This is a genomic window from Rhodovulum bhavnagarense (assembly GCF_004343505.1).
Lineage (GTDB): Bacteria > Pseudomonadota > Alphaproteobacteria > Rhodobacterales > Rhodobacteraceae > Rhodovulum > Rhodovulum bhavnagarense.
Genome location: NZ_SLXU01000014.1, coordinates 1 through 21,469 on the forward strand (window position 1 = coordinate 1; position 21,469 = coordinate 21,469).

Genomic DNA, 21,469 nt, shown 5'->3' on the forward strand with positions numbered 1-21,469 from the left:
GGCCTGATCCAGTCAAGTCGCTTGCCATGCTCGCCCCAAAACCCCTCGGGGTCCGTGATCGAGGCGCGGTACATCTCGTCATACTTGGCCGCGTCAACATGGGCAGAACGCGAAAAATCAGCGCGCGGAGCGTAGGTCTGGTCGAGTTCGAGAGTGGCGGCTTTGTCAGTCATGCTCGGCCCCTTTTTCCGAATGGATGGAATGGTCATGGCCAGCGCAGGGAACGTCCGGCCTCTCGACCTCGCTTTTCCGCAAATCTTCGTGAGAAGCAAAGCGGCAAGGCTGCACATGGAAAAGATTTGTAAATTCGCCTTCTGCGCAGCGGAGAAGTTTGTAAATTCATTTACATCCCCGCAAGTACCCCGCACGCCAAGACAAGGCGGCACGGCCCCGGGAGGGGGTGGGGCGAGGTGACAAGCCCCCCCCGCCGCGACCGGCAGGCCGCCCGCGTGACGAACGGATCAGCCCAGGTCCGGGCCGCCTCGGGGCAGCGTCCGGAACAGCCCGATCAGCCGGTGCTGAACCGATCGCGGCAAGGGCCGGCTTTCACCCGCGACCAGAAGACGCGTGTAAAGTCTGTGACCCTCGGGCGTGGCGAGCTGGCGGTCGATTTCTGCCCGGTGCCAGGCGATGGCGGCCCTGTGCAGGTCGCGCAGGCCGGGGATCGCGCGCAACTGCGCCAGCCGATCCGCCGTCGCGGACGCCATCGCCGCGATGCTGTTATCCTGAACGCTGTTGAAATTGCGTTCCACCCAATAGGTCAGGTCCAGCGCCTTGTCGGCCCTGTTGGGCAGGCCGCGCGCGCGCTTGACCAGGAAGCTTTCGGCGGATTTCACCGAATAATGGTTGATCTCGGCAAGCGCGCGCCCCCCGGACAGCCCGTAAAGCGAAAGGCGCGCGTCGTTTCCCGCAAAGGCATCTGGCAGCGGCTGCCCTGCCCCATCGACCCAGCGCGGCAGTCCGGCCTTTTCGGCCGCCTTCTGCCGGGGGCGATGCACGCCAAGCCCGTTGAACGGACCGGCCGCGCGGAACAGCGTCTTGAACAGGCTGGCCGCGACCGGATAGGCACAGCCGGGCGGGATCGCGGAGGTGAACTGTTCGGTGACGGGGCGATCCTGAAAGGTGAAGACGCCGTTATCGCCGAACAGCCGCCAGGGCAGGGCAATGGCATCGGCATCCTGCGGCAACGCCGCGATCAGGTCGGTCAGGGTATGGCCGGGGGTATGGATGTTGACGAACTCGTCCAGATCGCACCCCATGATCCAGTCCGCCGCCTTTCGCAAGGGATGCTTCCATGCCGCGCGCAGGGCCTGCCACTGGATACTGACGCCCGGCGGCGCGGAATGGGCGATATGGGTCAGGATGCCCGCCCCGGCCAGAACGTCCAGCATCGCGTCGGTCCCGTCCTGGCAATCGTTGGAAAAGGCCAGGATGTCGGTCGCCCCCGCGCCCAGGTGATGGGCGAGCCATTCCAGCAGGAACGGACCCTCGTTGCGCGCCGTCGTGACCAGCAGGATGCGCGGGGGACTCAATGCGCGGTCTCCCCGGCCTCGACTGTGAAAAAGAAATCCTCGTCCGGGCCACGTGCCACGACCGCATCTGGCACGCATTCGGGACCGCGCAGGAACACGTTGGCGCCGAAATGGCGGTGCAGGCGCGACAGGCGTTGCATCCGTTCGCCGGTGATCTCGGCATAGAAATTTTCGAAGTTCCCGCTGGCACGTAATTCGGCGATCTTGGCGCGGTGGGCGGTGACGGCGGCGTTATGCGCCCCGGCGATGCGCGGCACAGCCATCAGCCGGTCGAATTCCGCCTGCGCGGCCGGGATCATGCGGCGGATCGAGTTGTCCTCTTCCTCGTTGTTGTTCATGCGGAACCAGTAGGCCAGGCCCTGGTCGCGATCGACATGGTTCACCCGGCCGCGGTCGCGCTTGACCAGGAAACTCTCGGCGGAACGGACCGCGTAATGGTTCAGTTGCACAAGGTCATAGCCATAGGTCTGCGCGGTCGAGCGCCAGGCGTTTCGATACATCTCTCGCGGCATCGGCTGGCCCGATCCGTTGACCCATCGGACCTGTTCCCAAAGCTGCGGGTTCAGCCCCTTGGGGCGGTGCACGCCCAGTTTCTTGAACAGGCCGATATTGCGGAACAGCGTCTTGAAACCCCAGGCCTGGTGCGGCTTGTTCGCGAATTCGCGGGCGCAGCGGGTGAACTGGTCGATGACGAAGCGATCCTGATAGGCGTGCACGTCCGAATTGCCGTAAAGCCGCCAGGTCAGCGAGATCATGTTGACATCGCCCACAGCGGCGAACAGCGCGTCCAGCGTGCCGTCGCCGCATTTGACGTCGATATATTCGTCAACGTCCATGCAGATCGCCCAGTCGGCGCCGGTGATCAGCGGCTCTGACTCGGCGGCCTGCAAGGCAGCATGCTGGGGCTTCAGCCCGGTGCCGCGGAACGGGTTGTCGCGGTGCTGAACGATGCCCTCATCCTGCAAGATGTCCAGCAACTCGTCCGTACCGTCGGTGCAGTCGTTGGTGTAGATCAGGAAATCGTCCACCCCGATGGCGCGGTGATAGGCGATCCATTCAAGGATGAAGGGGCCCTCGTTCTTCATCGTGGTCACGATGGCGCGGCGGCCATTATGGGAGTGATCCGGCTTGACCGCGGGCATCGGAACGGGCTTGTGGCCCAGCAACCCGGTGGCCAGCGCGATCAGGTCGTCGCGTTCGATCAGGCTGGTCTTGGGCACGATGGTGGCGATCGAGTCGGTCGGATGCCGGATCGCCATGAAACGGTGGAACATGCGGTATTCAGGCAGCGGCCTGGCCCGTCCGATCCGGCTTTGTCGCCAATAGGTTTCACGAGGGACCATGGCCGGCGCCACGCACCAGCGCCGTTTCAGGCGGCGATTGTCGAACTGTACGCAGGTATGATCGCCGAACGTCGCCGCAGCCCCCTTGCGCACCCGCCAAGGATAACAGTTGCGGCCCAGCAATTGCACATAGCCGGTTTCGGACGACGCGGTCAGGTCAAAGACGTTCGGACCCGCATGCGGGCTCAGGAGGTCGCTGACATCAAGCGCGCAGACCGCGCGGGCCTGCCCCAGGAACCGCGTGCGCGCCCATTCGTACAGGACGAACTCGGCCAGCGGGGACCGCCACGGATCGGGCGGGGGAATATCCATCCTGTCCTTGCCCGGCGCATCGGGGGCGCAGTAGGGATGCGCCTCGGGCGGCAGCACCGGGTTGCCGAGCGGATAGTCGATCTCAACCAGCAACAGGACAAAATCGGGATGGTTTCCGGCCAACCATGCCTCGATCCCGGCTGCAAAGGCGGAATCTGTGCCGGGTTGCGCCCGCGACAGGATCAACGCGCCGGTCAAACCGTGATGGGCGATGTGATAGTCCAGCCAGTCGGCAACCGTGCGCACGCTTTCGCCGTTGCGCAGCGCCAGCGCCACGTTGTGCCCGGCAAGCAGGCCGGGCTCGGCCGGGTGCGGGGCGATCTGGCATTCACGGCCGTCCAGCCGCAAGGTCAGCCCTTCCCCGCCAGCCGGAAGATCGATCCGCAGGACCGGCGAATTGGCGATGGTGACGATATCAGCGGCCATATCCTGCGCTCCCGAGGCGATCGCCTCGGGCGGGGTGGTGCGGTTGAAAAACAGCGTGGCCACCTGCCCCCCATCAAGGGGATGCGCGACCGCGTCGAACAGAACGGCCTTGCCCGAGGCGACGGGGGTTATGCATCGGACCGCGAACACGGATCAGCCCATCGCCTTGAGCCGTTTGCGGATCGCGCGGTTCTCGCCGCGGGCAAGAACGTGATCGGCCAGTTGGCGGGCCAGTTGCGTATGCCCGCGCGCCACCGCCCGGTCGAATAGCTCTCGCTGGTAGCGGGGGAAATCCTTGCGCGCACGCAGCAGGCGGTAGAACTGCCCCGTATCCAGAGTACCGCCCAGCGCCTGCAACACGATGGGCGACAGGATCCCCATCTGGTGCAGGGACGATCCCAGCCGGTGACCCAGAAGCGGCGTGCGCAGACGCTGGACGTTGTCATGGGAAAAGCGCGCGACATGCGCGGCATCCAGCGGCTCGTAAGGGTCATACAGGATCGACACCCGCCGCGCCACGCCCGAGACCTGGGCCGCATCGCCGTAGGGGCCGGTGAAATCGCGCTCCCACGCCACCTTGTAGCGCGTTTCCCAGGGGACCACGGTCTTGTCCAGCGTCGATTGCGGGCTGATCGCCACCACGTCAGATCCCGGCGCGGCAGGGCAAAAGGCGCAGGCCGCATAGCCCCCCATCGAGGCGCCGTAGAACACCACGCGCCCGAACTGGCCGAAAAAGCCGCTGTCGCGCAACGCGTCGAACTGTGCCCAGACCCAGGGATCGCGATACCACGTCCAGCCATTGGCCATCACGCCCAGCATTGACCAGCCCTGTTTCTCGATGAAGGAAAAGCCCCAAGGGCGGCGATCTTCGCGATTGTTCATGGCGATGTCGAGATTGTCGAAACTGACGACCAGGACATCCCTGGACCGCGGCATGTAAAGGAACGAATGCCCGTCATCGCCGGGGCGAAAGAACCCCTCTGGCCCCGCCAGGTCGCGGGCGATATCGACCCAGGCCGCCGCGGCATCCTCGGCTTTCGGGGGCAAGGGGGTCAACTCGATCCGGGTGGTCGTGACACCATCCGTGCGTTGTTCGGAAATCACCCGGTTGGTGCCATAATCGCGCAAAAGCGGGAACGCGCCAGACCCCTTGCGCACATCCATGTAAAGCCGGCTGCCCGAATGCAGGCAATGTTCAAGAAACGGCTTTAGGTGGCGAACGTTGTGACTTGCGCCGAACCCGTCGAGATTGGCCAGGATATCGACAGGGTGCAGATCCTTTTCCCGGCGGACGATATGAATGCTCTGGGGATCGACCTCGTTCTCGACCAGGAAATCAACATAGGGATCGATCCATTCGGCTCGGTCCTCGAACCGACCCTTGCCGTTGATACTGACCAGATAGATGTCGCAATCGTATTTGTGGTGCGCAGCCAGCACAAAGGCCCGCGCGCCGCCCGACAGGTCCGCAATAGACGTGACCTCGTCCAAGCCGATCTCGTCGATCAGGCCTCCGTCGAACGTGGTCTTGCCCCGGCTCTTGATCGGGGATTCGGCGGGGTTGATCCCCTGCTTATCAACCAGCCGGGCAAGGAAAGACCCCTTGGGCGGCAACCCGTCATGACGCTTGCCCAGTTGCCTCTTGTTCGAGGCCCAAAGATGCAGCGCGGTGGTGCGCGGGGTGATCCGGGCCTCGGCGCGGGCGGCGTCTTTCAGAAACAGCGTGCGTTCGCGGAAATCGACCGGGTAAAAGGCGTCTATCGGCTGGACCTTGTCGGCCAGCCCCAGCGCATGCACGAAATGGGTCACCATCAGCGGCCCCCATACGCCCCATGGCTGCTGGCTGACATGAACGGGTCGCCCCGCGTCGTGCGCGTCACTGTAATCGGCGCGCAACCGCTCTGGCAGAAACGGCGCAATGGAAAACCGATCCTCGGTAAAATCCAGCATCTGCCTCAGCATATCGCTATCGGCAGGCAGACCGAGAACCGCGTTGTTGACCCGATACTCGCCGGGCAACTCGTATCCCATGACATAATCGCTGTCATAGTCCAGCGGCCGCCAGCAGTAGACGTCGGTATCGACCCAGATCATGCCGGGACACTTGCGGATCATGTGCAGGCGGAACAGGTCGGCGAACAGCGCATAGCTGTCCTTTTTCTCGTACTTGATGAAATTGTCGGTATCGATGATCTCGCGCCCGTCGCGGCAAATCACGCCCTCGGGGACGTTTGGCAGGGGTTCATAGCTGAAAAGGGTGATCCGCTGCCCCCGGTCGACAAAGGACTTCAGGCAAAGCTGTTCCATCCAGCTCAGCGCCCCGCCGATCCACAGGCTTCCCACTTCGCGTATGCGTGCCATTTGCCCCTGCCCTTTCGGGCCAGTCTAAGCCTTTGGCGGTATCTTGGGTAGAGGGCGAAAAGAGGCCGGCACCCGCTGCGCCTGGGCACAGGCGCGGCCTTTTCATAGCGAACCGCGCCCAGTTCGCCGGTGTCGATATTGTAGGACGCCAGTTTGACGTGGTTCTTCGGGTCGTCCTTCCACGCGCGCTGAACGGCCATCCACAGGGTTTCGCCGATGCGTGTCACGCCCTCGAAGCCAAAACGGGTCTCGACCGCCAAGAGTCCCGCCGGCAGGGCGATTTCCTTCTTGATCTCGCCCTTGCCATTCACGTGACAAACCGCGTGCGGCACCAGCTTGACGGTATTACCCTCAGAGGCCAGCCAGAAACCGCCCTTGCCGTCCAGCGCGATGCCCTCGATGTCCAGCTTTTGCGCCGGCTGACCGCCACGGGTAATGCGGATCGCGTAGACGATCCGGGCCAGTGTCTGCGTGGTGTCGATCTTGAAGAACGTCGCCAGGAACCCTTAGCACCCGTCGTTCACGGCCCGCAAGAAACTGATCAATCTCCTTAGCCGCCGATCCCAAGCGCCCCCAAAAGGACCACCCAAGCGCACCAGTTTCGATCAAGGAAATCTCATATCTGGGAACGGTCCCAGAAATGCAGGGAATCAGAACCAAGCAAGATGGCCGAAAGCCCTTATTTTATTGGTCGGAGTGAGAGGATTCGAACCTCCGGCCCCTGCCTCCCGAAGACAGTGCTCTACCAGGCTGAGCTACACTCCGACCGTGGCAGGCGGATTAGCCTGCGCCGCGGGGTTTTGCAAGGGGTCATTCGGGGCCGTTTGACGGGGCGGGGTCCGGGCGGGCGCGGCCATGCAGCGCGGGCCGGGCGGAGGAGGGGGGTAACTGACCCTCACGCCACAGAATTCCGAGCCCGCTAAGCGCGATCACCGCCGATCCGGCCAGCGTCGCGCCATCAACCCGCTCGCCGAAGACCAGGTAACCCAGCCCGATCGCCCAGAGCATCTGGCTGTATTGCATCGGCGCGACCACCACCGCCTCGCCCGCGCGGTAGGCAAGGATGATCAGTCCCATTGCCGTCACCGAGCCCAGCGCCACAAGGGCCATTCCGCCGAGATGCAGGATCGGCATCGGCTCATAGACCAGCGGCAACACCGCCCCCATAACCACCACGTTCGCCAGCATCGGGTAAAGCAGGAAAACCGCGCTGCGTTCGGCATTGCCGATCTTGCGCATGATCAATGCCACCAGCGCGCCGGCAAAGGCAGAGAACAGCGCCGCGAGATGCCCCGGCGCCAGATGCGCCTCGCCCCAGGGGCGCAGCACGATCAGCACGCCCAGCAGCCCCAAAACCACGGCCGCCCAGCGTCGCGGCCCCACCCTTTCGCCCAACATGGGCACGGATAGCGCCGTGATGATCAGCGGTGTTGCAAAGATCAGCGCGTAAGCCTGCGCAAAGGGTATCGTCGCAAAGGCGTAAAACGCGCTGAGCATCACCACCATCAGCGCCAGCGTGCGCAACGCGTTCCACCATGGATGCACCGGGCGCAGCCCGCCGCTACCCTGCCCAATCAGCACCAGCGCAACCAGGGGAAACCCGAAAAGCGCGCTGAAAAAGACGATCTGAACCGGCGCGTAATACCCTCCCAGCGCCTTGACCACCGCATCATGCAGCGAGAACGCGCCAAAGCCCGCCAGCGCGAAAAACGCGCCCCGCAGATTGTTCGAGATCATGCAGCCGCCCCATCCGAAGACCGGCGCCAGAGTGTCGAGGCGCGAGCGCACTGGCAAGTGCGCCCGGCACCATGGCGCTGGCTCAGAGGCTGGCCTCCAATGCGGCCAGAATGGCATCGCCCATACCGGCCGTGGTGACCGGAGTTCCACCCTCGGCCTGCATCAGATCGGCGGTGCGCACGCCATCGGCCAGCACCTTTTCCACCGCCTTTTCCAGCCGCGTCGCCTCGTCCCCCTGGTCGAAGGAATAGCGCAGCGCCATGGCAAAGCTCAGGATACAGGCGATCGGGTTGGCCTTGCCCTGCCCGGCGATGTCGGGGGCCGAGCCGTGCACCGGTTCATACAGCGCCTTGGGCCGGCCATTGGCCATCGGTGCGCCCAGGCTGGCCGAGGGCAGCATCCCCAGCGATCCGGTCAGCATCGCCGCCACGTCCGACAGCAGGTCGCCGAACAGGTTGTCGGTAACGATCACGTCGAACTGCTTGGGCCAGCGGCACAGTTGCATGCCGCCCGCATCGGCATACATGTGCGACAGTTCCACATCCGGGTAATCCGCATCGTGGACGCGCTGCACCACCTCGCGCCACAGGATACCCGATTCCATGACGTTGGCCTTCTCCATCGAGCAAACCTTGTTGCCCCGCTTGCGCGCCAGTTCAAAGGCCGACCGCGCCACCCGGTCGATTTCCGATTCGGTATAGCGCTGGGTGTTGATCCCCACCCGCTCGCCGTTCTCTTCGATGATGCCGCGCGGTTCACCGAAATAGATGCCGCTGGTCAGTTCGCGCACGATCATGATGTCCAGCCCCGCCACCACGTCGCGTTTGAGCGAGCTGAAATCGGCCAGCGCGTCGAAACACTGGGCCGGGCGCAGGTTGGCGAACAGGTCCATCTCCTTGCGCAGGCGCAACAGGCCGCGCTCGGGCTTCACGCTGAAATCGAGGTTGTCGTATTTCGGTCCACCGACCGCGCCCAGAAGGACCGCGTCCACCTCTTGCGCCTTGGCCATCGTGGCATCCGCCAGCGGCACGCCATGCACGTCATAGGCCGCACCGCCCACCAGGTCCTCGGAGACGTCGAATTTCAGCCCGCGCTTGTCGCCGAACCAGTCGATGATGCGGGAAACCTCGGCCATCACCTCGGGGCCGATGCCGTCGCCGGGCAGGATCAGAAGTGTATCGGTCATGGGCGCAATCCTTGTCATCTGAGGGTCGGGATCGGGCCTATCTCCTGCCTTGTCCGCGGTCAAGGCAAGGCGATATCGACCCAGACCAGCCGGTGGCGCGAGGCCGCCGCCACGGTTTCGGACAGCGGGCCATCGGTGGGCCACAACACACCCGCGCCGGTCACGGCAAGATCGGAAGAGGGCAGCACATAATCGACCCGCAGGTTTCCGGGGCCATCATCCGCCCAGTCGGCGGTATCGAGCGCCGGATCGCCCTGATGCGCGGCATTTACCCCCCCTTGCGCGGCCGCCGCGGCCACCCCCCCCGGGCTGGCGGGGCACGGATCGATCAGGCGCGGATCGTTCAGCAGCGCGCGCATTGCCGCCCCCCGCCCATCGCCGTCCCATGGGTCGAGATTGGCATCGCCCAGGATCACGAAACGGCCCGCCGGCGGCGCGGGCCCTGGCAAGCCTCCGTCGAGGTAGATCTGCCAAAGCCGCAACTCGTCCCGGTTTCTCAGCCCGTTGCGATCCTCTGGCCCGTCGAAAACCGGGGGCGTGGCATGAAATGCAAGGAGATGCAGCACGCTATCGCCAACGAGAATCGGCACGTCCCAATGCCCGCTGCTCGACAGCCGCTGTACCGCCTGCGCCTGTGACGAGGGATAGGGGCGGCCCTGCACCCGAGGCAGCGACGCGCCCGGCAGATCGGCCCAAAGCAGGCCCGAGAAATCCCGCACGGCACCGATATCGACGGGATGGCGCGACAAGATCGCCATGGCGCCCTGCCCGGTAAAGGTGCCAAAGCCCTGCGCATCGCCCGCCCCCCCGATCCGCCCGTCGCCATCGAGATCCACTCCGCTGCGTAGCCCGCGATTGCCCTGCGGGGCAAAGAGATGGGGATAGACCTGACCCGCCTCGCCCAGCGCCGCGGCAAGCGCCGCCAGTGCCCGCCCCTCGGCATCCCAATCGACACCCTGCACCAAGACGATATCGGGGGCGGCCCACGCGATCACCTGCACCACAGCCGCCACCTGCGCGTCGCGCCCATGCGCGATATCCCGCAGCAACAGGCCCGGACCGGACCGCGCCAACCCGGCATTGTAGGTCGCAACACGCAGCGTCTGGGCCTGGGCGGCGCCCGCGGCCAGCATCAGCGCGGCAAGGATCAGGCCGGTACGCAATCGGGCCGATCGGGGGCCATTGGCCCGCCACGACGCCGCTGTTCGACGATCATCGCCGCGACGCGCCCGATCGCGATCCCGCGCATGAAAAGACCAGCAGGAAAAAGCGCCCATGCGGAAACCGTCCAGATAAGGGTATGCGGGCTGCCCAACGTGAAGGGCGAGAACAACATGCTCGAAGCCTGGATCACCACCGGAACGACGAAAGGCAGCACGACGCCGAGCGCAATATTGAACCGCGCATCCCGGTTCAGCCTCTCGACCACGTCACCGCCCGCGGTCGGGTCAAAGGTGGGCAGGTTCACCCAGACATTGAACGCGCCGTTTCGCGAAGGCCAGGTCTTGATGCGGGTTACCAGGACGAACACACCCAGTGACACCACGGAGACCAGGTAGGCCACGCCGGCTGAAACGCGCACAAGCTGAACCTGCGCGGGATCTGTGCCCTCGGGCAATAGTCCGATGAACAGATGCACGGGGCTATAGGGAAAATCCGTGACCTGCGCGATCACCGACCCGATTGCCGAGGCAAACATCGTCAGCGTCGTCGGCTCGACCTGCCCCTTGCAGATCAGCGTCAGCATCATCACCGTGAAGAACATCGCGGCAAAGCGGATGCGATTGAAAGGCGGGGCGTCCCGAAACTCTACCAACCCCGGAGAGATCGCAGAATACTCGAAAAAAACGAGCCCGGCCGCAAAAATGCACAACAGGGCGACGATCTGGGTGATATCGCCGATCACCCCCGGCAATAACAGCGAGGGCAAAGAGATCATGAGAACCACGAAAAATGCGCGCAACGCGGCGCCAAACACCCGCGAGATCACTGCCCTAGCCCCTTGACTGCCCGTGCGCGATGCGTTGCCGCGCAACTTGTTCCGGCGACCCGTAAATTGTGACGGTCTGCCATGGATTTGCCCCTTTTTTGCCAAATTTCCAGCAATCCAGCAACCTGACGCTAACTATAACGACTTATTTTTGGCGATTTGGTGGGGCAACTGTCACCGCTTTGCATCAATTCCGCAGCAAAAAAAGGGCCGCCCCAAAGGACGGCCCAACATCTTGTTCCGGCGCCCACAGGCGCCACAATACCGCCCCCAAAGCGGTCAAACCCAGGGGCGCGCCTGTGCCATGCTTGATTCGAACCCGTCGATGGCGGCGGCCTTTTCCAACGTCAGCCCGATATCGTCCAACCCCTCCAGCAAGCAGTGTTTGCGGAACGGATCGACGTCAAAGGCGATCACCTCGCCCTCGGATGTCGTGATCGTCTGGTTTTCCAGGTCCACCGTCATCCGCGCGTTCGCGCCTTTCTCGGCATCCTTCATCAGGATATCCACCTGCTCTTGCGGCAACACCACCGGCAGGATGCCGTTCTTGAAACAGTTGTTGAAGAAGATATCGGCGAAACTGGGCGCCACGACACAGCGGATGCCGAAATCCTTGATCGCCCAAGGCGCATGTTCGCGCGACGACCCGCAGCCGAAATTGTCGCCCGCGATCAGGATTTCCGCGTTGCGATACTGCGGCCTGTTCAGCACGAAGTCGGGCTTCTCGTTGCCATCCGCGTCATAGCGCATCTCGTCGAACAGGTTCACGCCCAGCCCCGTGCGCTTGATCGTTTTCAGGAACTGCTTGGGGATGATCATGTCTGTATCGACATTGACCAGCGGCAAGGGCGCCGCGATGCCGGTGAGTTTTTCGAACTTTTCCATCGGTCCCGCTCCTTACACCGTTTCCGCCATCAATTCGCGCACATCCGTCAGGTGCCCCGTGACCCCCGCCGCCGCGGCCATGGCCGGGCTCATCAGGTGGGTGCGCCCGCCACGACCCATGCGGCCCTCGAAGTTGCGGTTGGACGTGGCCGCACAGCGTTCGCCCGGCGCCAGTTGGTCGGGGTTCATGCCCAGGCACATCGAACAGCCCGCAAGGCGCCATTCGAACCCGGCCTCCTTGAAAATGACGTCCAGCCCCTCTTCCTCGGCCTGCGCGCGCACCAGGCCCGATCCAGGCACCACCATGCCGCGCACGCCGGGGGCCAGCTTGCGGTCCTTCAGGATCGCGGCGGCGGCGCGCAGATCCTCGATCCGGCCGTTGGTGCAAGACCCGATGAAGACCGCGTCGATCTTGATATCGGTGAGCGGCGTTCCCGGCTCCAACCCCATGTAGTCCAGCGACCGGCGCGCGGCCTCGGCCTTGCCCCCCCGGAACTCCTCGGGCGCGGGGACGGTGCCGGTGATCGCGCGCACATCCTCGGGCGAGGTCCCCCAGGTCACAACCGGCGCGATATCCTCGGCGCGGATCGTCACGACCTTGTCCCAATGGGCGTCGTCGTCGGAATAGAGCGTCTTCCACCAGGCCAGCGCCGCTTCCCACTGGGCGCCTTTGGGCGCGTGAGGACGGCCCTTGATATAGTCGAACGTGGTCTCATCGGGTGCGATCAGACCCGCACGCGCGCCGCCCTCGATCGCCATGTTGCACACGGTCATCCGCCCCTCCATTGACAGCGACCGGATCGCCTCGCCGCAATACTCGATCACGTAGCCGGTGCCGCCCGCGGTGCCGGTATGGCCGATGATCGACAGGGTGATGTCCTTGGCCGTGACGCCGGGCGGCAATTGCCCGGTGATCTCGACCTTCATGTTCTTCGACTTCTTCTGGATCAGGGTCTGGGTGGCCAGCACATGTTCCACCTCGGACGTGCCGATGCCGTGGGCCAGCGCGCCAAAGGCGCCGTGGGTCGCGGTGTGGCTGTCGCCGCAGACGATCGTCATGCCTGGCAGGGTCCAGCCCTGTTCGGGCCCGATGATGTGGACGATCCCCTGCCTGATATCGTCAACCGGGTAATAATTGATCCCGAACTCGCGCGCGTTGCGGTCCAGAGCCTCGACCTGGATGCGGCTTTCCTCGGTCATGTTCGCGGTGTCCTCGCGCCCCGCGGTGGTGGGCACGTTGTGGTCAGGCACCGCGATGGTCTTGTCGGGGGCATGCACCTGGCGTCCCGCCATCCGCAACCCTTCAAAGGCCTGCGGGCTGGTCACCTCGTGGACGAGGTGGCGGTCGATATAGATCAGGCAGGTGCCATCCTCGTCCTGCTCGACCAGATGGGCATCCCAGATCTTGTCATAAAGCGTCTTGCCGGTCATGGACCTCTCCGCGGCTTGTCATTCGATGGGGGATAAAGACGTGGGCCAACCCGCCTCATGGGCGGGCAGGCACCGCTAGCGACGCACCGAAAAACCGCCAGGGCAGGCGCGCGCGGTCGTCCATGTCGAAAATCCGTTTCATGCCTGCTGAAATACGCCCTTGCCTGCCGCCGATCAAGTGCGCTGCGCTGACCGGCCTGCAAGCCGCCGATCCGCTGCCCGCACCGGGCCGCCGTGCCCCTTCGGCGCACATTGAGATTTCGCATCCCCGATGCTACATTGATGCCACGCCCGGCGCCGGGGCCTGGACGGCGCGCAACGCAGGAGGACAATGTCCTGTCTCACCACGCACAGACCGCGCATCGCGCGGTCGCACCGAACCCAGCCATGACCGGGCTGTTTCCCGATATGACCAGCGAGGATCTTCTCGCCCACATCCTTGCCTCGCTCGAGGACGACAAGGCCGAGGAGATAACCACCATCGACCTGCGCGGCAAATCCAGCATGGCCGACTACATGGTCGTCTGCTCGGGGCGCTCGACCCGGCAGGTCTCGGCGATCTCGGACAAGCTCCGCGACCGCCTGAAACAGGATTTCGGCCGCACCGTCCGGCTCGAAGGCAAGGAGCAGGGCGACTGGGTTCTGATCGACGCGGGCGACATCATCGTCCACGTCTTCCGTCCCGAGGTGCGCGAGTTTTACCAGATCGAAAAGATGTGGATGACCCCGGACAACGTCACCGCCCGGACCTGATGCGCCTCCATGTCTGCGCCGTGGGCCGGCTGCGTGCCGGGCCCGAGGCAAGCCTGATCGCCGATTACACCCGCCGCTTCGACCGAACCGGGCGTCCCCTCGGCCTCGGCCCACTCCGCCTGACCGAAGTCGAGGACCGCAAGGGCGGCGGCAAACCCGCCGAGGCCGCGCTGCTGACCCGTGCGCTCCCCGAGGGTGCAGCGCTCTGCGCGCTGGACGAACGCGGCAAGACCCTCTCCTCGCCCGAATTCGCGGCCCTGCTGGCGCGCTGGCGCGATGACGGGCGGGGCGACGCCGCCTTCGTGATCGGGGGCGCCGACGGGCTGGACCCGGCGCTGCGTGACCAGGCCGATATCACCGTCTCGCTCGGCGCCATGGTCTGGCCGCACATGCTGGCCCGCGTGATGCTGACCGAACAGCTTTACCGCGCAGCCGCGATCCTGGCCGGCACCCCCTATCACCGAGCCTGACCTTCTTCTTGGCGCAAATACCCCTGCCGGAGGCATGCGCCCGGCACGGGCGCATCCCCTCGCCAGACCCGATCCCGTGGTTGTTCTTGTCCGCCCGCCCGCCTAGAACGGACGCAACCACGAAAAGGGCCCAAAGATGAGCACACCCAAACCCGTCATCCTGTGCATCCTCGATGGCTGGGGCATCGGCCCCACGCCCGAGGGCAACGCGCCGCTGCTGGCCGACACCCCGAATTTCGACCGGCTGATGGCGACCTGCCCGCACGCGCAGTTGACGACCCATGGCCCCGATGCGGGGCTGCCCTCGGGCCAGATGGGCAATTCCGAGGTCGGCCATACCAATATCGGCGCTGGCCGGGTGGTGGCGATGGATCTGGGCCAGATTGATCTCGCGATCGAGGATGGCAGCTTCCTCGCCAATCCTGCGCTGAACGATTTCGTCGCGCGGGTTCGGGGCGCCGGCGGCACCGCACATCTGATGGGGCTGGTCTCCGATGGCGGGGTACACGGGCATATCCGCCATATCCTGGCCGCCGCCTGCTACATCGCCGCTGCCGGGGTGCCGGTGGCGATCCACGCGATCACCGACGGGCGCGACGTGGCGCCGAAATCCGCCGACCGCTTCATCGCCGAGCTTCAGGCGGGCCTGCCCGAGGGCGCCCATATCGCCAGCGTGATCGGCCGCTACTATGCGATGGACCGCGACAACCGGTGGGCACGGGTGCAACTGGCCTATCACGCCATGGCCAGTGGTCTGGGCGAAGATGTCGCCACCCCCCTTGAGGCCGTCACCGCCGCCTATGCGCGCGGCGAGACCGACGAATTCATCGAACCCTCCGTCATTGACGACGCGCCGGGCATCAAGGACGGCGATGGCTTGTTCTGCCTGAATTTCCGCGCCGACCGGGCGCGCGAGATCCTGCGCGCCTTCGCCCAGCCCGATTTCGACGATTTCGAGACCGGCAAGCGCCCGCGCCTGTCAGCGATCCTGGGCATGGTCGAATATTCCGATGCCCACAACGCCTGGATGACGACCGTGTTTCCCAAGCGCGAGATCGTCAACACCCTCGGCGAATGGGTTGCCAAACAGGGGCTGCGCCAGTTCCGCCTGGCCGAGACCGAGAAATACCCCCATGTCACCTTTTTCCTGAACGGTGGCAAGGAAGACCCCGAGCCGGGCGAAGACCGGTTCATGCCGCCCTCGCCCAAGGTCGCCACCTATGACCTGCAACCCGAGATGAGCGCGGGCGCGGTGACCGACAAGCTGGTCGAGGTGATCGGCGCGGGCTATGACCTGATCGTGGTCAATTTCGCCAATCCCGACATGGTCGGCCATACCGGCGATCTGGGCGCCGCGATCAAGGCCTGCGAAGCGGTGGATTCTGGTCTTGGCCGGGCATTGGAGGCGCTGGAAAAGGCGGGCGGCGCGATGATCGTCACCGCCGATCACGGCAATTGCGAAACGATGATCGACCCCGAAACCGGCGGGCCGCACACCGCGCACACGCTGAACCCGGTGCCCGTGATCCTGGTCGGCGGGCCTGCGGGGGCGCGGCTGCGCGACGGGCGTCTGTCGGACCTTGCGCCCACCTTGTTGCACTTGATGAACCTGCCCCGACCGCCCGAGATGACGGGCCAGAGCCTGATCGCGGAATGAGGCGGGCGCGGGTCGCAATCCTCGCCTTGGCGCTGGCCGTCCCCCTTTCGGGCGCGCAGGCCGAGCCCGACCCCGCCGACACCGCCCGCGCCGCGGCACAGGCGCTGCGAGAGGCCGGCCGCGCGCTGGAAGAGGCCGAGGAAGCAAGCGACCGCGTCGCTGCGCTGACCGAAACGATCCGCGCCTACGAGGACGGGCTCGCCGCGCTGCGCGAGGGGTTGCGCCGTGCCTCGATCCGGGAACGCGCCATCACGCTCTCGCTTGAGGCCCGGCGCGCAGAGCTTTCGCGCCTTCTGGGCGCGCTGACCGGAATGGAACAGGCCCCCGGTGCTCTCGTTTTGCTGCATCCCGCAGGTCCGCTCGGCACCGCGCGCGCGGGCATGATGCTGGGCGACGTCACCCCCTCCCTCCAGGCCGAGGCCGAGAGGCTGCGCGCCCAGCTTCAGGAGGTGGCGCTGATGCGCAGCCTGCAGCAAAGCGCCGCGGACACGCTGGCCGAAGGGCTGGACAGTGCCCAGCGCGCGCGCACCGCCCTCAGCCAGGCCATGGCTGAACGACGCGTCCTGCCCCGCCGCTTTGCCGAGGACCCCGACCGCCTGCGGGCGCTTCTCAACGGTAGCGACACGCTGGACGGGTTCGCCGCCGGGCTGATCGTGCAGGGCCCCGCCACGGCACCGGGCGGCAGCGCCCCCCCCGATTTCGCCGCGCGGCGGGGCCGGCTGCCCCTGCCGGTGCAAGGCACTGTCCTGCGCGCCTTCCAGGAGGCCGACGCGGCAGGGGTCGAACGCCCCGGACTGGTGCTTGCCACCCGGCCGCTCGCCCTTGTGACAACGCCCGCGCCCGCCACGATCCGCTATCGCGGCCCACTTCTGGACTACGGAAATGTGATGATCCTGGAACCCGCAGAGGGCTATCTTCTGGTGCTCGCAGGGCTTGCGCAGGTTTATGGTGACCCGGGCGAGGTCCTGCCCGCGGGCCACCCGGTCGGTCTGATGGGCGGGGCCGACCCAGGCAGGCAGGCGGTTCTGGACACCGCGCCAGAAGGTGGTGGCGAACGGCGATCGGAAACGCTTTATATGGAACTCAGAAAGGGCGGCCGCCCCGTGGACCCCACCGGGTGGTTCGCCGAGCTGCCGGTCACGACAGGGAATTGAGGACGAGATGAAACGATACGCGATCGCCGCGCTGGGCGGCACCATCGCCGGGGCGCTGATGGCCACGCAGGTCGCCGGCCCGCTCATGGCGCAAGAGACCGCGGCCAGGACGTCGGTCTATGAACAGCTCGATCTCTTTGGCGACATCTTCGAACGCATTCGCGCCCAGTATGTCGAGGAGGTCGACGAAGGCGACCTGATCGAAGCCGCGATCAATGGCATGCTGACCTCGCTCGACCCCCATTCCAGCTATCTGCCGCCCAAGGATTTCGACGATATGCAGGTGCAGACCCGCGGCGAGTTCGGGGGCTTGGGCATCGAGGTCACGCAGGAAGAGGGCTTCGTCAAGGTGGTCTCGCCGATCGACGACACGCCGGCCGACGAGGCCGGGATCGAGGCGGGCGATTTCATCACCCATGTCGACGGCGAAAGCGTGCTTGGCCTGACGCTGGACGAGGCGGTCGACATGATGCGCGGCCCCGTCGGCAGCGAGATCGTCATTACCGTCGTGCGCGAAGGCCTGGACGAGCCCTTTGACGTCACCATCATCCGCGACACGATCAAGCTGACCGCGGTGCGTTCGCGTATCGAGGGCAACACCGTGGTTCTGCGAATCACCACCTTCAACGACCAGACCTATGACAACCTCGAAGAAGAGTGGAATAGCGCGGTCGAGGAACTGGGCGGGGCCGAGAACGTGGGCGGCGTCGTTCTGGACCTGCGCAACAACCCCGGCGGCCTGCTGACCCAGGCGATCAAGGTCTCGGATGCTTTCCTGGAGGCGGGTGAAATCGTCTCGACCCGCGGCCGCGATCCACAGGACAGCGACCGCTACAACGCCAGCGCGGGCGACATCACCGACGGCAAGCCGGTCGTTGTGGTCATCAATGGCGGCTCTGCCTCGGCGTCGGAAATCGTGGCCGGCGCGCTCAAGGATCACCGCCGCGCGGTGGTCATCGGCACCAAGAGTTTTGGCAAGGGGTCGGTCCAGTCGGTGATCCCGCTGCGCGGCGATGGCGCGATGCGCCTGACCACGGCACGCTATTACACACCCTCGGGTCGCTCGATCCAGGCCTTGGGCGTGGCCCCAGACATCGTGGTGGCCCAGCCGCCGCGCCGCCCCGAGGCCGGGGAAGAGGACGAGAACGGCGCTGCCTCGCGGTTCAGCCGGTCCGAGGCCGACCTGCGCGGCGCGCTTGGCAATGACAGCATGACCGAGGACGAGCGCCGCCAGCTGGAAGAGGAACTCGAACGCGCCGAGGCCGCCGCCAAGCTGCGTGAAGAGGATTACCAGCTGGCCTATGCCATCGACATCCTCAAGGGCCTGTCGGCCCTCGGCCCCAATCAGTGACAGGGACGGGGCCGGCCCGCCGCCGGCCCCGCAACGCCATGACCCCCGAAGAGATCGAAAAGCTGCCCTATCGCCCCTGCGTGGGCGTGATGCTGATGAACGAGGCCGGCCGCGTGTTTGTCGGCCGCCGCAAGGATACCGCCCAGCCCGCCTGGCAGATGCCCCAGGGCGGCATCGACCCGGGCGAGTCGCCCGAGGCCGCCGCCCTGCGCGAGCTGTGGGAAGAGACCGGCGTCACCGCCGAACTGGTCGAGGTGATCGGCCAGACACGCGACTGGGTGCATTACGACCTGCCGCCCGAGCTTATGGGCAAGGTATGGAAGGGCAAGTATCGCGGCCAGAAACAACTGTGGTTCCTGATGCGCTATCTGGGGCGCGACGACCAGGTCGACATTGGCACCGAACATCCCGAGTTTTCAGAATGGACCTGGCTTGACCCTGGCCACCTGGTCGACAGCATCGTGCCTTTCAAGCGCGACGTCTACGCACAGGTCCTGGACCATTTCAGCCCCCATCTGGACTGACCGGGGCTCTGCGGTCGACCGGCACACCGGGACCGCACGCGACGACAGCGGCGCGGTCGCCGGATCGGCGCCGCGCCTTTTCGGCGACCGGGCATGCGACGCCCGGCGCTCGTCACCCCTTCTTCAGCACCCGCTGGCCCAGAACCTCGGCGATCTGCACCGCGTTCAGCGCCGCGCCCTTGCGCAGGTTGTCGGAAACGACCCAGATGTTCAGCCCATTCTCGATGGTGGAATCCTGCCGGATGCGGCTGATGAAGGTGGCGAAATCGCCCACGCATTCGACGGGCGTGACGTAACCGCCATTCTCGCGCTTGTCGACGACCATGACGCCGGGCGCCTCGCGCAGGATGTCGCGCGCCTCGTCCTCGTCCAGGAACTCCTCGAACTCGATATTGATCGCCTCGGAATGGCCGACGAAGACCGGCACCCGCACGCAGGTCGCGGTGACCTTGATCTTGGGGTCCACGATCTTCTTGGTCTCGGCGACCATCTTCCACTCTTCCTTGGTCGATCCGTCGTCGAGGAAGACGTCGATATGCGGGATCACGTTGAAGGCGATCTGTTTCGGATAGACGCTGGGTTCCACCTCCTGGCCGGGGACATACATCCCCTTGGTCTGGTTCCACAGCTCGTCCATCGCATCCTTGCCCGAGCCGGACACCGACTGGTAGGTGCTGACGACAACCCGCTTGATCCGCGCGCGGTCGTGCAGGGGCTTCAGCGCCACCACCATCTGCGCGGTGGAACAGTTCGGGTTGGCGATGATGTTCTTTTTCGAATAGCCCGTGATCGCGTCGGCATTCACCTCGGGCACGATCAGCGGCACGTCCGGGTCGTAGCGGTAGAGCGAGCTGTTGTCGATCACCACGCAGCCGGCCTTGGCCGCCTTGGGCGCGTATTGCTTGGTCGCGTCCGATCCGATGGCGAACAACGCGATGTCCCAGCCGGTGAAATCAAAGGTGTCCAGGTCCAGCGTCTTGAGGGTCTTGTCGCCAAAGCTGCACTCGCTCCCCAGCGAGCGGCGCGAGGCAAGCGCCGCGATCTCGTCAACCGGGAACTGGCGCTCGGCCAGGATGTTCAGCATTTCGCGGCCCACATTGCCAGTGGCGCCGACGACGGCGACCTTGTAGCCCATCGGGTGGCTCCTTGTACGTCGGATGACTGTCAGCGCGCAGCCATACAGGAAAGATTCGCGCGGCGAAAGGGGCGTCAGGCGTGCGCTGCGGCCAGCTTGGCGGCAACCTGCGCTGGGTCGATGGTCACGCGACCATCGGGGGTCTCGCCGATCCGCGGGTAATAGACCCGGTCGAGATAGTTCATGAAGGCCGCGCGCAGGCCGGGATCAAAGGATAGCGACGCTGGATCGGCCAGCGCCCGCCCCAGCGCCGTTTCCGTGGTCGCCGGCGTCACCAGCCCCGGCAACCCAAAGAAAGCCTGACCAAGGACAATGACGGGCTTGTCGTGAAAGAACGCCTGCAACCCCATCGACGAGTTGATGGTGATCACGCCCGCCGAGGCGGCAAGCTGCGCGAAACTGTCGGTGGCATTGTCCACCACGATCCGCCCGCCGCTGGCCTCGACGGCACGCGCCAGAGGATCGGCCAGCGAGGTGCGCGCCGAGGGATGTTCCTTGACCCGGATATGCCAGCCTTCGGGCAGGGCGCCCGCATGCCGCGCCAGCGCCGCCAGCATCCCCTCGACACTGCCAACCCAGCCGGAAAACAGCGTGATCTGGCTGTCATTGGGCACCTGCAACGGGCAGAACAGGAAATCGCCCGCATCCGCCAGCGCCTCGCCCCCCGCCTGCCCCACATCCGCCCGGCGCGAGACGCGCGCGCTCAGCTTCTCGCCCAGCACGCGCCAGTCCTCGCCCCGGCGGCCCCCATCCGCGGCGGCCCAGGCGCGGTAAAAGCCGGGATCGCGTGGAAGACCATTGCGCGCGTTGATCCCCGCCGGATCCAGCGTGACCCGGCCCGGAAACGGTGCCAGTTCCACGTAAAGCCGCCTCGCGCCAGCATCGCGCGCACCCTCCATGAACGCGCGACGCGATCCGGTCATGCCGTTCCAGCACATCGCGATCCGATCGGGATGCCGGGTGAAATATCGCCGCGACCAGTTATATTGCCCCGCGATCAGGGCGCGTTTCAACGCACGGCCAAGCTGTCCCCTTGGCTGGCGCTTGGCCACGGCCAGCGCGGCCTCCGTCCGTTCGGCGGTTTCGGCAAAACCGCGCGGCGACACCCCGATGACGCTCAAGCGTACCCCGCCGCCCGCCGCCCGCGCCACCGCGCGCAACACCGCGTCCTTGCGGCGGGTCCATCCGGCAAGCCAGGCAATCATGTCCTCAGCCCCCAAGG

18 protein-coding genes, 1 tRNA gene and 1 pseudogene are annotated in these 21,469 nt (G+C 65.5%); 6 read left to right on the forward strand and 14 right to left on the reverse strand.

The genetic code is table 11. From position 1 onward, the window contains the following. The 12 genes and pseudogenes from EV663_RS16065 to leuC form a co-directional block, all read right to left on the reverse strand. On the reverse strand, nt 1–290 hold a 290-nt coding region (locus EV663_RS16065; RefSeq protein ID WP_425057140.1), incomplete at its 3' end, for an acetyl-coenzyme A synthetase N-terminal domain-containing protein. A gap of 171 nt (nt 291–461) precedes the next feature. Continuing rightward, on the reverse strand, nt 462–1,532 hold the full coding sequence (locus EV663_RS12190; protein WP_165910191.1) for a glycosyltransferase family 2 protein: 1,071 nt from the start codon (nt 1,530–1,532) through the stop codon (nt 462–464). Further along, a complete protein-coding gene (locus tag EV663_RS12195) occupies nt 1,529–3,763 on the reverse strand; it encodes a glycosyltransferase family 2 protein (RefSeq protein WP_243697955.1) in 2,235 nt (744 codons plus the stop codon). The genes EV663_RS12190 and EV663_RS12195 overlap by 4 nt, the downstream gene beginning before the upstream one ends. A 3-nt stretch (nt 3,764–3,766) precedes the next feature. Next, nucleotides 3,767–5,974 carry a glycosyltransferase family 32 protein gene (locus EV663_RS12200; protein WP_132952248.1) on the reverse strand — a complete coding sequence of 736 codons (2,208 nt, stop codon included), beginning with the start codon at nt 5,972–5,974 and terminating at the stop codon, nt 3,767–3,769. A gap of 89 nt (nt 5,975–6,063) precedes the next feature. Then, nucleotides 6,064–6,462 (reverse strand): annotated as a pseudogene (locus EV663_RS12205) (esterase-like activity of phytase family protein); the annotation flags it as partial. Nucleotides 6,463–6,662: 200 nt separating this feature from the next. Further along, nucleotides 6,663–6,739: transfer RNA gene (locus tag EV663_RS12210), tRNA-Pro, on the reverse strand. Nucleotides 6,740–6,784: 45 nt separating this feature from the next. Then, complete coding sequence (locus tag EV663_RS12215) at nt 6,785–7,711, reverse strand: DMT family transporter (protein WP_165910192.1); 927 nt, start codon at nt 7,709–7,711, stop codon at nt 6,785–6,787. Nucleotides 7,712–7,793: 82 nt separating this feature from the next. Next, nucleotides 7,794–8,897, reverse strand: coding sequence for a 3-isopropylmalate dehydrogenase (gene leuB, locus EV663_RS12220; RefSeq protein WP_132952252.1), 1,104 nt, complete (start codon nt 8,895–8,897; stop codon nt 7,794–7,796). A gap of 59 nt (nt 8,898–8,956) precedes the next feature. Beyond that, nucleotides 8,957–10,060 carry an endonuclease/exonuclease/phosphatase family protein gene (locus tag EV663_RS12225; RefSeq protein WP_341799039.1) on the reverse strand — a complete coding sequence of 368 codons (1,104 nt, stop codon included), beginning with the start codon at nt 10,058–10,060 and terminating at the stop codon, nt 8,957–8,959. Beyond that, nucleotides 10,045–10,887, reverse strand: coding sequence for a hypothetical protein (locus EV663_RS12230; protein WP_132952254.1), 843 nt, complete (start codon nt 10,885–10,887; stop codon nt 10,045–10,047). The genes EV663_RS12225 and EV663_RS12230 overlap by 16 nt, the downstream gene beginning before the upstream one ends. A gap of 279 nt (nt 10,888–11,166) precedes the next feature. After that, a complete protein-coding gene (gene leuD / locus EV663_RS12235; protein ID WP_132952256.1) occupies nt 11,167–11,772 on the reverse strand; it encodes a 3-isopropylmalate dehydratase small subunit in 606 nt (201 codons plus the stop codon). Between the two features lie 12 nt (nt 11,773–11,784). Next, nucleotides 11,785–13,203, reverse strand: coding sequence for a 3-isopropylmalate dehydratase large subunit (gene leuC, locus EV663_RS12240; protein ID WP_132952258.1), 1,419 nt, complete (start codon nt 13,201–13,203; stop codon nt 11,785–11,787). Nucleotides 13,204–13,485: 282 nt separating this feature from the next. On the opposite strand from leuC, the gene rsfS reads away from it, so the two are divergent. The 6 genes from rsfS (at nt 13,486) to EV663_RS12275 (ending at nt 19,112) form a co-directional block, all read left to right on the forward strand. After that, entirely contained in the window at nt 13,486–13,956 is a 471-nt protein-coding gene (rsfS, locus tag EV663_RS12250; RefSeq protein ID WP_132952260.1) for a ribosome silencing factor, read from the forward strand. Then, nucleotides 13,956–14,426 (forward strand): 23S rRNA (pseudouridine(1915)-N(3))-methyltransferase RlmH, encoded by a 471-nt coding sequence (gene rlmH, locus EV663_RS12255; protein ID WP_132952367.1) that lies wholly within the window; start codon nt 13,956–13,958, stop codon nt 14,424–14,426. Before rsfS ends, rlmH begins: the two co-directional genes overlap by 1 nt. 136 nt (nt 14,427–14,562) lie before the next feature. Next, entirely contained in the window at nt 14,563–16,083 is a 1,521-nt protein-coding gene (gene gpmI, locus EV663_RS12260; RefSeq protein ID WP_132952262.1) for a 2,3-bisphosphoglycerate-independent phosphoglycerate mutase, read from the forward strand. Then, nucleotides 16,080–17,237 (forward strand): murein hydrolase activator EnvC family protein, encoded by a 1,158-nt coding sequence (locus EV663_RS12265; RefSeq protein WP_132952264.1) that lies wholly within the window; start codon nt 16,080–16,082, stop codon nt 17,235–17,237. The genes gpmI and EV663_RS12265 overlap by 4 nt, the downstream gene beginning before the upstream one ends. A gap of 7 nt (nt 17,238–17,244) precedes the next feature. Beyond that, nucleotides 17,245–18,588 carry a S41 family peptidase gene (locus EV663_RS12270; RefSeq protein WP_132952266.1) on the forward strand — a complete coding sequence of 448 codons (1,344 nt, stop codon included), beginning with the start codon at nt 17,245–17,247 and terminating at the stop codon, nt 18,586–18,588. Nucleotides 18,589–18,626: 38 nt separating this feature from the next. Further along, nucleotides 18,627–19,112 (forward strand): RNA pyrophosphohydrolase, encoded by a 486-nt coding sequence (locus tag EV663_RS12275; RefSeq protein WP_132952268.1) that lies wholly within the window; start codon nt 18,627–18,629, stop codon nt 19,110–19,112. A gap of 112 nt (nt 19,113–19,224) precedes the next feature. Here the strand turns inward: EV663_RS12275 and EV663_RS12280 are convergent, their stop codons facing one another. After that, nucleotides 19,225–20,247 (reverse strand): aspartate-semialdehyde dehydrogenase, encoded by a 1,023-nt coding sequence (locus tag EV663_RS12280; RefSeq protein ID WP_132952269.1) that lies wholly within the window; start codon nt 20,245–20,247, stop codon nt 19,225–19,227. A gap of 74 nt (nt 20,248–20,321) precedes the next feature. Beyond that, nucleotides 20,322–21,452 (reverse strand): capsular polysaccharide export protein, LipB/KpsS family, encoded by a 1,131-nt coding sequence (locus EV663_RS12285; protein ID WP_132952271.1) that lies wholly within the window; start codon nt 21,450–21,452, stop codon nt 20,322–20,324. Between the last annotated feature and the right edge of the window lie 17 nt (nt 21,453–21,469).

Excerpts from the sequence above, each read along its gene's own strand:
- EV663_RS12280 (WP_132952269.1), bottom strand. The coding sequence starts at position 20,247 with ATGGGCTACAAGGTCGCCGTCGTCGGCGCCACTGGCAATGTGGGCCGC.
- rlmH (WP_132952367.1), top strand. The coding sequence starts at position 13,956 with ATGCGCCTCCATGTCTGCGCCGTGGGCCGGCTGCGTGCCGGGCCCGAG.
- gpmI (WP_132952262.1), top strand. The coding sequence starts at position 14,563 with ATGAGCACACCCAAACCCGTCATCCTGTGCATCCTCGATGGCTGGGGC.
- leuB (WP_132952252.1), bottom strand. The coding sequence starts at position 8,897 with ATGACCGATACACTTCTGATCCTGCCCGGCGACGGCATCGGCCCCGAG.
- EV663_RS12200 (WP_132952248.1), bottom strand. The coding sequence starts at position 5,974 with ATGGCACGCATACGCGAAGTGGGAAGCCTGTGGATCGGCGGGGCGCTG.
- EV663_RS12265 (WP_132952264.1), top strand. The coding sequence starts at position 16,080 with ATGAGGCGGGCGCGGGTCGCAATCCTCGCCTTGGCGCTGGCCGTCCCC.
- EV663_RS12215 (WP_165910192.1), bottom strand. The coding sequence starts at position 7,711 with ATGATCTCGAACAATCTGCGGGGCGCGTTTTTCGCGCTGGCGGGCTTT.
- EV663_RS12285 (WP_132952271.1), bottom strand. The coding sequence starts at position 21,452 with ATGATTGCCTGGCTTGCCGGATGGACCCGCCGCAAGGACGCGGTGTTG.
- EV663_RS12270 (WP_132952266.1), top strand. The coding sequence starts at position 17,245 with ATGAAACGATACGCGATCGCCGCGCTGGGCGGCACCATCGCCGGGGCG.
- rsfS (WP_132952260.1), top strand. The coding sequence starts at position 13,486 with ATGCCACGCCCGGCGCCGGGGCCTGGACGGCGCGCAACGCAGGAGGAC.
- EV663_RS12275 (WP_132952268.1), top strand. The coding sequence starts at position 18,627 with ATGACCCCCGAAGAGATCGAAAAGCTGCCCTATCGCCCCTGCGTGGGC.
- leuD (WP_132952256.1), bottom strand. The coding sequence starts at position 11,772 with ATGGAAAAGTTCGAAAAACTCACCGGCATCGCGGCGCCCTTGCCGCTG.
- leuC (WP_132952258.1), bottom strand. The coding sequence starts at position 13,203 with ATGACCGGCAAGACGCTTTATGACAAGATCTGGGATGCCCATCTGGTC.